This is a genomic window from Shinella lacus, from assembly GCF_010994755.1.
In the GTDB taxonomy this organism is placed as follows: domain Bacteria; phylum Pseudomonadota; class Alphaproteobacteria; order Rhizobiales; family Rhizobiaceae; genus Shinella; species Shinella lacus.
On record NZ_WHSB02000016.1, the window covers coordinates 42,715 to 55,967 of the forward strand.

13 protein-coding genes are annotated in these 13,253 nt (G+C 63.0%); 3 read left to right on the top strand and 10 right to left on the bottom strand.

Annotated features, from left to right (window positions below):
• Window positions 1-62: 62 nt before the first annotated feature.
• From GB927_RS28245 to GB927_RS28275, 7 genes are all read right to left on the bottom strand, one after another.
• Window positions 63-290 (bottom strand): hypothetical protein, encoded by a 228-nt coding sequence (locus GB927_RS28245; RefSeq protein ID WP_256120562.1) that lies wholly within the window; start codon window positions 288-290, stop codon window positions 63-65.
• 39 nt (window positions 291-329) lie between these two features.
• A complete protein-coding gene (locus tag GB927_RS28250) occupies window positions 330-752 on the bottom strand; it encodes a hypothetical protein (protein WP_256120563.1) in 423 nt (140 codons plus the stop codon).
• 127 nt (window positions 753-879) lie between these two features.
• On the bottom strand, window positions 880-1,293 hold the full coding sequence (locus tag GB927_RS28255) for an antirestriction protein (protein ID WP_256120564.1): 414 nt from the start codon (window positions 1,291-1,293) through the stop codon (window positions 880-882).
• Window positions 1,293-1,766, bottom strand: a complete 474-nt coding sequence (locus GB927_RS28260) for a UCP036055 family protein (RefSeq protein ID WP_256120565.1) — start codon at window positions 1,764-1,766, stop codon at window positions 1,293-1,295. Before GB927_RS28260 ends, GB927_RS28255 begins: the two co-directional genes overlap by 1 nt.
• Before the next feature lie 79 nt (window positions 1,767-1,845).
• Window positions 1,846-3,990: a ParB/RepB/Spo0J family partition protein gene (locus GB927_RS28265; RefSeq protein ID WP_256120566.1), complete on the bottom strand. Its 2,145-nt coding sequence runs from the start codon at window positions 3,988-3,990 to the stop codon at window positions 1,846-1,848.
• A 100-nt stretch (window positions 3,991-4,090) separates the two neighbouring features.
• A complete protein-coding gene (locus GB927_RS28270; protein ID WP_256120567.1) occupies window positions 4,091-4,669 on the bottom strand; it encodes a hypothetical protein in 579 nt (192 codons plus the stop codon).
• Window positions 4,666-5,817, bottom strand: coding sequence for a phosphoadenosine phosphosulfate reductase domain-containing protein (locus GB927_RS28275; RefSeq protein WP_256120568.1), 1,152 nt, complete (start codon window positions 5,815-5,817; stop codon window positions 4,666-4,668). Before GB927_RS28275 ends, GB927_RS28270 begins: the two co-directional genes overlap by 4 nt.
• A gap of 437 nt (window positions 5,818-6,254) precedes the next feature.
• Between GB927_RS28275 and GB927_RS28280 the strand changes: the two genes are divergently transcribed.
• The 3 genes from GB927_RS28280 (at window position 6,255) to GB927_RS28290 (ending at window position 7,647) form a co-directional block, all read left to right on the top strand.
• Window positions 6,255-6,551 carry a hypothetical protein gene (locus tag GB927_RS28280; protein WP_256120569.1) on the top strand — a complete coding sequence of 99 codons (297 nt, stop codon included), beginning with the start codon at window positions 6,255-6,257 and terminating at the stop codon, window positions 6,549-6,551.
• Between the two features lie 89 nt (window positions 6,552-6,640).
• Window positions 6,641-7,270 carry a DUF433 domain-containing protein gene (locus GB927_RS28285; RefSeq protein ID WP_256120570.1) on the top strand — a complete coding sequence of 210 codons (630 nt, stop codon included), beginning with the start codon at window positions 6,641-6,643 and terminating at the stop codon, window positions 7,268-7,270.
• Complete coding sequence (locus GB927_RS28290; protein WP_256120571.1) at window positions 7,267-7,647, top strand: DUF5615 family PIN-like protein; 381 nt, start codon at window positions 7,267-7,269, stop codon at window positions 7,645-7,647. Before GB927_RS28285 ends, GB927_RS28290 begins: the two co-directional genes overlap by 4 nt.
• 57 nt (window positions 7,648-7,704) lie before the next feature.
• Here the strand turns inward: GB927_RS28290 and GB927_RS28295 are convergent, their stop codons facing one another.
• Genes GB927_RS28295 through GB927_RS28305 form a run of 3 tightly spaced genes read right to left on the bottom strand, consistent with a single transcriptional unit; the run spans window position 7,705 to window position 13,152 of the window.
• Window positions 7,705-10,965: an error-prone DNA polymerase gene (locus tag GB927_RS28295; RefSeq protein ID WP_256120572.1), complete on the bottom strand. Its 3,261-nt coding sequence runs from the start codon at window positions 10,963-10,965 to the stop codon at window positions 7,705-7,707.
• Complete coding sequence (locus GB927_RS28300) at window positions 10,962-12,476, bottom strand: Y-family DNA polymerase (RefSeq protein ID WP_256120573.1); 1,515 nt, start codon at window positions 12,474-12,476, stop codon at window positions 10,962-10,964. Before GB927_RS28300 ends, GB927_RS28295 begins: the two co-directional genes overlap by 4 nt.
• On the bottom strand, window positions 12,394-13,152 hold the full coding sequence (locus GB927_RS28305; RefSeq protein WP_256120574.1) for an ImuA family protein: 759 nt from the start codon (window positions 13,150-13,152) through the stop codon (window positions 12,394-12,396). The genes GB927_RS28300 and GB927_RS28305 overlap by 83 nt, the downstream gene beginning before the upstream one ends.
• Window positions 13,153-13,253: the final 101 nt, after the last annotated feature.

The window sequence follows — 13,253 nt, forward strand, 5'->3', positions numbered from 1 at the left end:
GTCTCCTGAAACGTGAAAGCCCGGCGCGAGGGCCGGGTCGGTGGAAAGAAAAGGGATGAAGCTCAGCGCGCTGGCGCGGGGTGAATGCGGTCGTCGTCAAACTCGACATTTTCGATGACGGGTTCCGTTCCGTCCGCTGTAACGCGATCGATATAGATGATGGTGCCTTCGCGCCGTTGATCGATCTCGATGTGTTCCGGCTGATCGGATGCCTCCATGGCCACGGTGGCGGCTGCCTTGGCTTTCTCGATCGCCTCGGCATCGCTATCGGCCTCGAGAGAACCCGTCATAGGCGCTGAGCCAGAATCCGATTTCGACTTTGTATTGCGTCATAGGCGCTCTCCCTCGGCAGGATCGTCAGGATCGCGAGCGCCTGCGAGGATCGCCTCGCCGCGCGCGACGGCAGAGATGGCGCGCTCGATCCAGTCGTCCGAGGCCGCCCGGCCGGCCTGGACGTCAGCGAGGAGCAGCTTCAGCAGGCCAAGCAGGATTTCGAAGTGCCTGACCTTTCGCTCGACCGTTTCTGAAAAGTGCGAGGGAACAGGGATCGCCTGGCCGGAATATGCGGCATCGACTCCGTTCCATATGCCGGAAATGTAATTCTCGCCGGCGTCTTCGTAGCTGAGCTTCTCGCCGGACCAGTCATCGTCCTCGATGGCTTGCCGGCAGGCGAGCGCAGCGCTGTCGGCCTGGTAGGTGCGATGACGGTAAGCTGGCAGGCGGTAGCTTGTTTCAATGGTATAGTCGGGCATCTCAAGCTCCTGAAACGAAAGAGCCCGGTCGCCGCTATCGCGCCAACCGGGCTGGTGAAGTGGGAATGGATCGGTGGGTCGCAGCTCACTGCGGAACACCCGCGCCCCGCAGTCGTGCGAGTGGGCTTCAATCGATTGCCTGGAAGATCTCGGAGGCCTCGGGATGATCCGCCGAATAAGCGTAGAGGTGCTCATAACCTTCGACGAGTCGATCGGACTGAAACTGGAATGACAGGTGCGAGAAGGCGAACATCGTGGCGATGATGCCGGCGGCCTCCGCGGTGACCTCGCCCTGGAAGCATGTGACGTCACCGGTAATCCGGAAACGTGTCCTGGATCTCGGTGCGAGGAAAAGCGGCTTGCCCTGATGCTCGTAGAAATCCCAGGAACCGCCACGATAGTCGAGAGGGCTAAGCCTTTCCATCCAGGCATAGACGGCATTCTCGGCGACGATCAGGTGCGAACGGCCGAAGAGGGCCGGCAGGAAATCCTGACGGGCTTCGTCGGGGACGATCACAGCGCGCGGGGTATCGTTCAACATCACGCCACCCTCCCTTCGACAGCATCCGCGCAGATTTCCTCGACGCAAACCTCCTCGAGGCGGATATTGATGTGACCGCTCTCTTCGATCCAACGACGGGCGTCGGCCATGTTTGCCGCAAGGTAGAGCAGGATGCTGTGGGCGCCGTATTCCTGAAGAACACGAACTTCGCCGGCGGCGGGGCGACGGACAACCTCGAACGAGAGATCGCTATCGAGTGGAAAGGCTTCGCGGGCGGCGATCGCAGCATCGAGGTCCATTTGAAACTCGCCCGGTAGGAGCGTAATCGCGCCTGCCGTCGACCAGATGATGCTGGAACGAGGCGGCGTGCACCGCACGAGCCAACCAGTGCCATTGCATTTCTTCCAGGCGGCGAGGGCATCAGCGTCCTCGTCGGATGGCCTCGGAACCGAATTGCGAAAGGCGATCATTGCGCCGATCGGCGCGCGTTCGTAGATGGTCATGACGGACATGTTCGTCTCCGAGTTTCGAGAAACAGAAAGGCCCGGCGCGACGGCCGGGCCCTGGATCGATCGTTGTTGGTCCGAGGATTTATTCCGCGGCTTCGAGATGCCCGTCCTGATCGTCATCAGCGTCGGCAGCAGTCTGCTCGCCATCCAGCTCCTCGGTCAGGAAGGCCGGCAGCATGACGTTGCCGGCTTCGACGGCCTCGTCGTCAACGGTCACCGCATCGTTCGTCTCCGCAGTCCCGACCTCCTCGGCGATTTCGTCGGCGGGATAGCGCAGCACTTCGGGGAGCCATCCGCTACCGTCGAGCAGCCGGGCCGCTTCCCGCGCCATGTCCGGCTTCTTCAGGTGATCGATAAGCTGGGCCGACTGATCGCCCTTTGCTTCGCGAACGGCCTGCAGGATGTGCGCCTTGGTCACGCGGCCCAGATAGTTGTCGACCGTCGGCGTCCAGCCCGCACCCACCATGCCGAACCCGATCGTCTGGGCCAGCTGCACGGCATGCTTGTTTTCCTTGGTCCGGCGGTTCCATTGCTGGATCGTGGCGTTCAGCGATGTCGACGCGCAATGCGCAAACAGCGCCATCCGGCTGTCGTGATCGAGGGCAATCAGGTAAGCCCAGACCGCATCGGCGTCACCCGGAAGATCGTGCCCCCAGGCTTCCTGGCGCTGTTCGATCTCCTTCGCCCAGACCGTATCGGAAAGCCCCTGCGTCTTGGTCGAGACCGTATGCTGCACCGAGATTTCCAGGCACGACGTCGTGCGGAAGTGATAGAACGTGTTCAGCACGAGCAGGTGCAGCACAGCGATGAAGGCTACCATCGGCTCGTTGGCGAGCGCATTCCTGAGCGCAAGCGTGCGGGCAGCGGTCAGATCCTCGATGAGCCGTTCCGAGAGCGGCCGGATCTTGCCGTCGTCCTCGTCCGACTCCTCGACACCAACGGGCGTGCCGTTGATCGTCACACCACCCCCTGCCGCAGCGGCGGTGTTGTCGCCATCGTCACCATCCTGCTCGGCGCCATCGCCATCCTGCGCCTCGATGACAGGCTCGTCTTCCGGCCGGACGAAGCCGCGCTCGATCCTGATTTCGCCGTTGCCGGCCAGCGAGATAAAGGCGCCGCCGCGAGCGACGTCCTCGGGATCGAGGACAAAGGGGCGCTCATTCAGCGCCGTCAGCTGAGCGTCGAGATCATCGAGGTGCCCTTCCGTCTCCGCCGAATAGTCGTCGGCAGCTTCGTATTCCGCGTTGAGCTTCTCGAACTCCGCCGTCAGGGCATCATGCAGCGCGAGTTCCTCCTCGGTGAGCTCCGGCTGCTTGCCGTAAAAGCGGCGAAGACCGGAAGCGTGGCCGAAGTGGAAGTCGATGGCGGATTCGACCCACTTCCAGCCCTCCTCGGCCTTCAGCACTTCGGCATCAGCCGTCAGCTTCTCCAACACGAGCTGTTCGAGCAGCGCCGGATCCTGAAGCCATCCGCCGTTGTCCTGCTCGAAGAGATCACGCATGACAATGCCGCCAGCGGCCTCATAGGCTTCGATGCCGACATAGACCGCTCGGCGATCGCTCGCCCGGATCGCCGTTTCGGTCAGCAGCCGGCGGATGTAATAGGGGTCGGTGCTTTGCGCGCGCGAAATCGTCTCCCAGACCTGCTCCTGTCGGGCATGATCCTTGGTGATCGAGAACGCCATGACCTGCCCGAGCTTCATCTGGTCATCGCCATAGAGCTCGAGCAGGCGGGGCGACACAGACGCCAGCCGGAGGCGCTGCTTCACCGTCGCAACGGAGATGTGGAAGCGAGCGGCGATCTCCTCCTCGTCGAGCCCCTGTTCGCGAAGAGCCATCATCGCGCGGAACTCGTCCAGCGGATGGAGGTCGACCCGCTTGACGTTTTCGGCGAGCGAGTCCTCGGCTTCGAGCGTTTCGCCTTCGCTGACGATGCAGGGAACGCCCGTGGTCTTCGTCAGCTGCTTCCGGTCGACCAGCAGCTTGAGGGCACGATAGCGGCGGCCGCCGGCCGGGATGCGGTAGATGCCGGTCTCCTTGCCCTCCGCGTCGCGTTCCGCGCGCACGTTGATGCTGGTCAGCAGCCCGCGGCGAGCGATGTCGTCGGCAAGTTCCTCGATCGAGACGCCGGCCTTGGTCTTGCGCACGTTCTGCTGGCTGAGGACGAGCTTGTTGAAGGGGATATCGCGCCCGACGTTGAGCGCGATTTTCTGAATGGCCTGTGCCATGTCATTTCTCCGCGGCGGACCGGCCGGAGCCTCTCTCCAGCCACCTCAATCCGCCACGAACGCCCCTTCCCCCCTCTCCCTCTTTTGCCGGCCACCGCCCTCACCGCCTGCCGCCAGCGTCCGCGTCGCCGCTGGCATCCCGCAAGCACCTGTTCAGCCAGATCGTCATCTGCTGGCGCATGATGCCGATCGGCGCGCAGATTTCCGTGATTGCCGCGCTCCCCGTGACAAAGCCATCCTCCTGGAACAGGTCGACGAAGTGCTGCATGACGTCGAGATAAAGAGCGCCACCGACCAGGCAGATATCGACGAACGGTTGCCGACCATGCTCCGTCATCGAGGCAATGTGCATGCCCGGATGCTCGCCCGATGGTATCGCGCGCCGCTGCGTTTTCGGCGGCGGCCATCGCGTGCCGAGGCCGCCAGCTTTCATCACGGCCGCGATTTCTGGCGTCATCCGCCGATCGTAGTTTTCGATCGTGGTCTTGGCTTCGCGAAAACCGTACTCGGCCGACAGGAAGGCAACCCGTGCCTTCTGCTCGTCGGGATCGACACGACGGAGTGTGCGCCAGATCGGACCATCGTATCGGTCGCGCGCCGGCATATATTGCGGGCCGCCGCGTTTGGTCATCGAGCAGGACAGGATGAGCAGGCGGCGGGAGGGTGACGTGTCGATCATGCGGCCCTCCCCCGGCTGGCGTGAAGGTCGAGCAGCTCGGCATAGCGTGCATGGATCGATGCCCGATCACGGTAGCGGGCACGAAATCCCAGCATCGCGCTGACCTCCGAGCGCACCTCGGCGAGGAGGTCTGCTTCCCTGTCGGACAGCATCCGAACCGGCCATCCTTTCACATAGAGCATCGGCTTCGTCAGCCGGTGTTCCGCCTCACGACGGCGGTCCGCCTTTTCCTTCGCCATGGCGAGGAGATCGCGGGTTCTCGGCTCAAGGAGATGGGGGGCGATATCGCCTAGCCACCGGCTGCTCTGAAACGCAAACGTGCTGCGGCATTCCAGGCCAACCATCTGTCGATAGAGATCGTGTGCTTCGGGCTGCGCTGCCGCGGCTACCAGATCGGGAAGGCTCGACATGATACAGTAGCGGCACGACACACGCGTGAGGCCAAATCGGCGATAGGCGGGGTGGGGTTCGATGCCCCAGAAATCCAGCGACGAAAAGACCTCCGCCTCGGACCAGTCGAGTATCGGCCGCCAGGTCCATATTCGCTCGCCCGGCTTGTGATCGAAGATTTCGGAGCGGGCGCGCCGCGGGCTTTCCTCGCGCCGGACGCCGGTCACGCTGACGATCGGCAATCTGGAAAACCGGCGTTTAAGCTCGGCATGGATTTTCGAGGTCTTCATCTCGGACGTGCAGAATCTCATCGCCGGCGTGCTCCAGCATGGCACGAGCGTCACGGTGCTGAGGTTTTCGTAGCGCGCGACGTTGGATCGCCAGCGGCTTTCCCAGCGGTCCATCAGTCCACCTTGCTTGCGGCGGACGACAATGAGTTCGACGTCGAGGCGATCGGCCAATTGCTCGCAGGTCGGCAGCGAAGCCGCCCATTCCACCGAACCGAGATCAGCATGGATCAGTAGACGCGGGCCGGAATGCCCGATCCGATCGAGATAGTCGAAGGTCGCCATGGCTGCGGCCTGGCTGTCTTTTCCGCCCGAAACGCCGATGGCGACGGCCGCGCCTTGTTCAAGAAGATCCGCGATCGGCGAAAGGATAGAAATCGACGGGAAAGCGCGGGAAATCGATATCGCCGGCGGTGTCTTATGGGTGGCAAATCGCTGGTGCGCGGAATCCACATTTGAATTGTGACGCATGGTGCGGCTCCATGGCGAGCGGCCGGAGCCTCTCTCCAGCCTCTCAACCCGCCGCCGCCGTTCCGCCCCCCTCTCCCTCTCCCGCCGCCGATCCCCTCTCCCCATTCCCGGCCGCCCGCGCCCCCGTTCCCGGTTCGGAAAGTGGTGTGTCACGCGCGAGCGCGCGAAGAAATTCAGGACAAATTCAACGGGATGTCCTATCCTCCGCGCCGAAGCGGTACGTGCCGCTTTGGGGCGTGGAAACCCCTGTGAACGGTTGGTGCTGGCCGATACAGCATCACCTCCTTGACCTTTGGGTCGGGGGGCCTGACGCTATGTCCAGGTTCTCCGAACTAAAAGCTCAGGGCCGTTTCACACGGTTTCCAACCCCCCGATCATGGGGTCATTGAGCATTGAACGGCGGGGACGTACCGCCGAAGTTGCTTCAGGAGAAACCGTTGGCTGAAGGTCTTGTGTTCACTTTTTACACGTATGCCGACGCCCGCATCCCGCGCGAGGAGCGCTGGAAACCGACAGGGCTGCGCGATATTTTCTTCGACAATTACGACGACGTGAAAAGCACCGTTCTTGCGATGCGCGACGACATCGCCGCCGATCCCGACATGGAATGGGAGACAACGAATATCGAAAAGGTGGAGACGGTCCCGATTTGTCAGTCCAGCGTCTTGGCGTTGCTGAACGATGGACCCGGTGCGTTTGTTGCGAACTACGAAATCATCGAGACCATCGCTTGATAGGTTTGCAGGACCTCACCTGCTTCCGCCTTGAACATCTTTACTTTCTGGGCCATTCCACTTATATATTCTCCACAAGGAGAATAATTATGGCCGCGACGTATCGAGAGTATACCCCAGCTGAAGCAGCTGCGGTCAGCGGGATTGCTGTGAAGACCGTGCATAATGCCATCGACAAGCGCATTGTCTCGACGGCGACGTCGAGGACTGGCGGTCGAGCGTTGACGGACGACGATCTTCTGCACCTCAAGCTGTGGTATGGTGTTGGTTCGATCCTCTCCGCCGAACGCAGGAAGCGTCTTTTCGATGCAATCGCCGATGATCCGAAAGCTGAGACGGTCCGGGCCGACGATTACCTTATCGTCGACGTCGCCCGCGCGCGCCAGCAACTGGCGGCTCGCGCCGATGCGTTGCGGGAGGCTGAGGCTGCAATCCACAGCGTCAAAGGCGTCGCCGGTGGAGATGCCGTTTTCAAAGGCACCCGCGTTCCCGTCCGCGCTATCGCCGGCATGCGAGCACAGGGCGCTGCGGTTGAGGAGTTGCTTGACGGCTATCCTGCCCTCACCACGCGTATGATCGAGTTGGCAGAAATCTGGACCGCCGCCCATCCGGCGCGTGGCCGACCCAAGACGCTTTCCGAGCAGGGGTTGCGCTTGAAGGAGTCGAAGAAGGTTCCTCTGAAATCCGTCTCGCGGCCATCGGCAGGCTCGCATTCGTGAAATTCCTGATTGATGAATGCCTTCATACGTCGCTCGTGACCGTAGCTCAGACCCGCGGCCACGAGTGTTTTCACGTCAATTGGCTGGGATTGAGCGGAGAGACCGATTGGGATCTCATGCCGCGCATCGTCGAAGGCAATTTCACCTTCGTGACGAACAATGCCCGCGACTTCCGAAAGCTCTATGCGAAGGAAGAGCTGCATGCGGGCCTCGTCATCATCGTCCCGCAAGTTTTGCCGGCTCAGCAACGCGAGATGTTCGATACCGTGCTGGACGAGCTGGCGAACAGTGACGAGCTTCTCAATGAAATCATCGAGATTTCCGTCGAGGAAGACGCGCTCGTGATTACCCGATACGTCCTCCCGGAAATCGAATAGGCGCCGCCTGGACGCTGGAGCGAAATGCTCTTCGCTGAGCCGGAGAGCCCCAGGCTATCAGTGAAAATTCCGGCTCTTCACCTTCAGCCGGTCGATCAGAAGATCTGGTGTATAGATGTCGCGTGCCGGCGCCGCTGCCTTCGGCCGCTCGCGCGGATCCGGCGCACCATTGCCGCGCGCGAACTCGTCGCCCCGGCCATGGGGCAAGAGAAACTGCTCGTCCTGTTCTCCCAGCCGGCCGAGATCGTCCGACAGGTCGAACAGCCGCTGCGCCAGAAGATGAACGACATCACCTTCCCGCTGGATTTTTCCGTTGATCGCCATCATCGAAGCTGAGAGAAGAACGCGGCGCTGACGCTCGAACAGCGTCGGCCAGACCACCGCATTGACGATGCCGGTCTCGTCTTCGAGCGTCAGAAACATCACGCCCTTGGCCGAGCCCGGCCGCTGGCGCACCAGCACGAGACCTCCGGTCATCAGCCAGCGGCCGTCGCGCTCGGCCATCGCATGGGCGCATGTGACCATGCCCTTCTGGCGAAGGTCTTTGCGGAGGAAGGTGATCGGGTGCTGGCGGAGGGTGAGGCCGGTGTGGGCGTAATCCTCGACGACCTCGTGTCCTGCCCTCATGGAGGGCAAGGCAACCGACGGCTCCTGCATTTCAGCGATCCGCCGCTCCTCGCGCTCGGCGGCCGCGGCCCAAAGCTCAAGCGGCTCGTCACGCAGACCCTTGATCGCCCATAGCGCATCACGGCGCTGGAGCTGCAGCGATGGCAGAAACGCGTCGGCTTCGGCGAGCTTCACCAGCGCAGCCGTCGGCACGCCGGAGCGTCGCCAGAGGTCGTCGGCCGACGCGAAGGGGTCATCGGCGCGCGCCGCCACGATCCGGGCTGCATCCGCCGTCGAGAGCCCCTTCACCATGCGCAAGCCGAGGCGGACCGCGCAATGACGGCTTCCATCGACTTGCTCGAGTGTGCAGTCCCAGCGCGAAGCGTTGACGCAGACCGGCCTGATCTCGACACCATGCTGCAGGGCGTCCCTCACGATCTGAGCTGGCGCATAAAAACCCATCGGCTGTGAATTGAGAAGCGCGGCACAGAAAGCATCTGGGTGATGGCATTTGACCCAGCTCGACGCATAGGCAATCAATGCAAAGCTGGCAGCATGGCTTTCCGGAAAGCCGTAGCTGCCGAAGCCTTCCAACTGCGAGAATGTGTTCTCAGCGAACTCCGCAGAGTAGCCATTCCTAACCATGCCGGCGATCAGCTTGTCCTTGAACTTGCTGACCCCGCCGGAAAACTTGAAGGTCGCCATGGATTTCCGGAGTTGGTCCGCCTCGCCGCCAGTAAACCCGGCGCAGACCATGGCGACTTTCATGGCCGACTCTTGAAACAACGGGACACCGAGGGTTTTCGAGAGCACCGCCTCCAGTTCGGGTGTCGGATAGACGACCGGCTCCTTGCCTTCGCGCCGGCGGAGATAGGGATGCACCATGTCGCCCTGGATCGGCCCGGGTCTAACAATCGCCACCTGCACGACCAGATCATAAAATGTGCGCGGTTTCAGGCGCGGAAGCATGGACATCTGCGCCCGGCTTTCGATCTGGAAGGTGCCGAGCGTGTCTGCCTTGCGGATCATGGCGTAGGTGCGGGAATCTTCGGAAGGAATGGACGCGAGATCCCAAACCTCACCCTTGTGCTCTGCCATCAGCGCGAAAGCCTTGGCCATGCAGGTCAGCATGCCCAAGGCCAACACGTCCACCTTCATGAATTTCAGTGCCTCGATGTCGTCCTTATCCCATTCGATGACCTGGCGATCGTCCATGCGCGCCGGTTCGATCGGCACGAGATCGTCGAGCCGGTCATTGGTCAGGACGAAGCCACCGGGATGCTGACCGAGATGGCGCGGCGCCCCCATCAGCTGCTGCGCCAGTTCCAGCGTCAGCTTCAGCCTGTAATCAGCCGCGTTGAGGTTGTTTTCCCGGATCTGGCGTTCGGAAACCCCTTCCGACCAGCCCCAGACGCCCGACGACAGCTGCCCGATCATGTCTTCGGGCAGACCGAGGGCCTTGCCGACATCACGCAGCGCGCCCTTGGCCCTATACCGCGTCACCGTCGAACAGAGCGCCGCCTTGCTGCGACCGTAGGTGTTGTAGATCCACTGGATGACCTCCTCCCTCCTCTCGTGTTCAAAATCCACGTCGATGTCCGGTGGTTCATCGCGCTCCTGGGAGATAAAGCGCTCGAAGAGCAGGTCATTGGTATCGGGATCGATGGAGGTGACGCCGAGGCAATAGCAGACGGCGGAATTGGCGGCTGAGCCCCTGCCCTGGCAAAGAATCCCCTTCGACCGGGCGAACCGGACGATCGAAAACACGGTCAGAAAATAGGGGGCATAGTTCATGACCCGGATCAGCTCCAGCTCGTCGCGCAAGGATTTTTGGACCTTGTCAGGCACGCCCTCGGGATAGCGATTGGCGGCTCCCTCCCAGGTGAACTTGACCAGCGATTGCTGCGGATCGAGCCCCGGCACGATCGCCTCCTCGGGATACTGGTATTGCAGCTCGGCGAGGTCGAACTTGCACCGCTCGACAATCTCGCGTCCGCGCGCCAGTGCTTCCGGGTATTCGGCAAAAAGCCGGTGCATCTCCTCCGGGGTTTTGAGAAAGCGGTCGGCATGACGCTCGCGGTCGAATCCCACATCATCGATGGTCGTGCGGGTGCGGATGCAGGTCACGACATCCTGGAGCTGCCGCCGGCTCGGCTCATGAAACAGCACATCGTTGGTGACGACGGTGCGAACCTTGAAGCGCGCCGCCATGGTGGCGATGCCGTGCAGGCGCATGCGGTCGTTCGGCCGTCGGCGCAGACAGAGGCTGACATAGGCCCGGTCATCGAACAGCTCTGACATCTTGCGAAGCTGCACGGCGCAGGTCTCGTCGGCTTCGTCGGGCACCAGCATGCCGATCATACCGGCGGCATGCTCTGCGACATCAGCAAAGTCGATGCTGCAATTGCCCTTGCCGCCGCGGCTCTTCCCGAGCGACAGCAGCCGCGTCAGCCGCGAATAGGCTGGCCGGTCCATCGGATAGACCAGGATCGACATGCCGTCGGTCAGGTCAAGCCGACACCCGACGACCAGGCGAACACCGGTCGCCTTGGCCGCCTCCCACGCGCGCACGATGCCGGCGAGGCTGTTGCGATCGACGACGCCGAGCGCATCGATGCCGAGTGCGGCCGCTGTGGCAAACAGTTCATCGGCGCTGGATGCTCCGCGGAGAAATGAAAAGTGTGTCGTGACCTGAAGCTCGGCATACCTCATCCGAACACCCCATGCACGAACCACAGATGCGAACCGGTCTCAGGATCGATACCGTCGCCGGCGCGGTAGACCCAGTAACGCCCGCCAAGCTCGTCCTCGACCACGAAGTAGTCCCTGACCGCCTGGAACTCGCGCGGCCGGCGCCACCACTCGCCAAAAATCCGTTCCGGGCCATCGGCGCGCACGACCTTCCGGCGCTTGCCGCGCCAGGTGAATATCGCTGGCGGCTGGTCCGGCAGGAGCGCGATGACCTCAATGCGTTCAGGGTTTGCGAAGAGCCGCGTCGGTCGCGGCCATTTCACCGCCCAGGCCTCGCCGATGTCAGGCGCGGTCGCGGCGATGCGCCGGATTGAACGCTCCGGCACGTCGGAAGCGACAGGCGCGACACGGAACAGCCGGTGGCCGCGATTGCCGAGGATGTCGACCAGCGGCGTGATGTCGGCGATCTCCTCCTCGATAAGCGAGGAAGCGACCTGCCGTTCCTCCAGCGGCTCGGCGAAGACGGCGACCAGCACCAGCTTCTCGATGCCAAATCCGGGATCGATGGTCTCGATGCGGTCGCAGAGCAGCTTCGACAGCCGGGCCGGATCGCGGACAGGTTTGGCAAGACCAGCACGCAGATGCTGCCTGGTGTTGTCGACGCGATGGATGAAAAGGTCGCAGCGCCGCGCGCCGAGGCCATCCTCGGCAAGGCGCGCCGAGAGCTGGCCGACCAGCCGGCGCACATATTTGGCAATAGTCTCCGGCGCACCGATGGGCTCGGCAAAATTCTTGGCGACCTCGACAAGCTCCGGCGTGCGGATCGGCTCGATCGGTTCGGCGATGCGGCCGAACATCTGGTCGAGCCGACGTGCGGGCTCCGACCCGAACCGCAACGTCAGCGGCGCACGCGGCATGGCCGAGAGTTGGCCAACCGTGTCGATGCCGAGGACTCGCAGGCCCTGGACGATCTCCGCCGGCAGCCGTAGCGCGACGATCGGCAGGTCGATGACGGCTTTCGTGACGTCGCCCGCCGGCACCACCGTCGTTTCCGCCGCCAGCAGCCGGGCGAGCGCATGCGCGGCGCCCCATGTATCGGCGACAGCGGCGCGAGCCGTCAGCCCGCGGCCGCGCAGCATGTTGACGAGGCCCGACACGAGCAGCGCCTCGCCGCCGCGCAGGTGATCCGCGCCTTCGGTATCGATAACGAGACCGTCGGCGCCATCGACGGCGACGACGGGGCTATATTGCCGGAGCGCCCACAATGCCAGCCGCTCCAGCGCAGCCGCATCCTCGGACGGCGCTGCGTCGACCATGAGGAGATCGGCGATCATAGCCTGCGCCTTGCTGGCGGCCATGCCGACGCGCAGGCCGAGCTTCAGGGCTGTCGGATCGGCGGCCGAGATCCATCGCTTGGATCCCCGGCGCGCAATCACGACTAGCGGCTTGTCAGCCGGCAAGGCTTCGCCAGCGTGCCGTCTGATCCGCTCCGTCGCGAGCTGTGGGAAGTAGACAGATACGACCCTGGGCATCGGGGGCTCCAATTTCAAATTCGGCGCATTCGCCGGCTTTCACGCGCATCAGTTCTGCGAGCCAACGCGCCCTCCCGACGCCGGCAACAGGCAGTCTTTCCGACGGCAAGGTGCTGATGCGCCATCGCGTCGTCGAGGCGGTCGGCTGCCCATAGTCCGAGGCCTCGTTTTGCCTTCGCCATCGCCGCAGCACGATGCCCATGGCCCCCGTCTTCTCGGCGGCGAGCTGCAGACGCCGCGAGGCGGTCATCGGCAGACGGACAAGCTCGCCGATCACGGCAGCAAGCCCACCGAAGGACAATCCCTCCTCCATCGCGGACAGCGCCTCCTCTTCCCGATCGCTTTCGCAAAAGACCACACGGTCTGGATGGAGCCCTGCCTGGGCGACAGCAGGGAAAAACAGGTCAGGGCGCGTCATGCACCAGAGCACCTTGCCTCTTGATCGGGCAGCGATGCCGGCGACGAACAACGCAGCCGCGGCCCCATCGACGGTCCCTCCCCCGCCGCCGGCGACCTCGTGCAAAGCGCCGAAGGCCAGACCTCCCCCCGGCAGTACCCGATCAACCTCGGCAACGCCGAAAGGCAGGACCTGCCTTGCGCGCGGCGAGCCGCCTTCAAGCTGCTCAATGCGCTCGCGAAGCTCGGCCAGCACGGGGTTGAGGGCATGGTTGGCCACGGCAGAATTGTTGCTCCTTCAGGGTTTGCAGCGGTTCTCTAAGCTGATATGTTCATTATTTGTTCCGATTGCCCAACTGAGTCAATCGGGCCTCCGGTCCG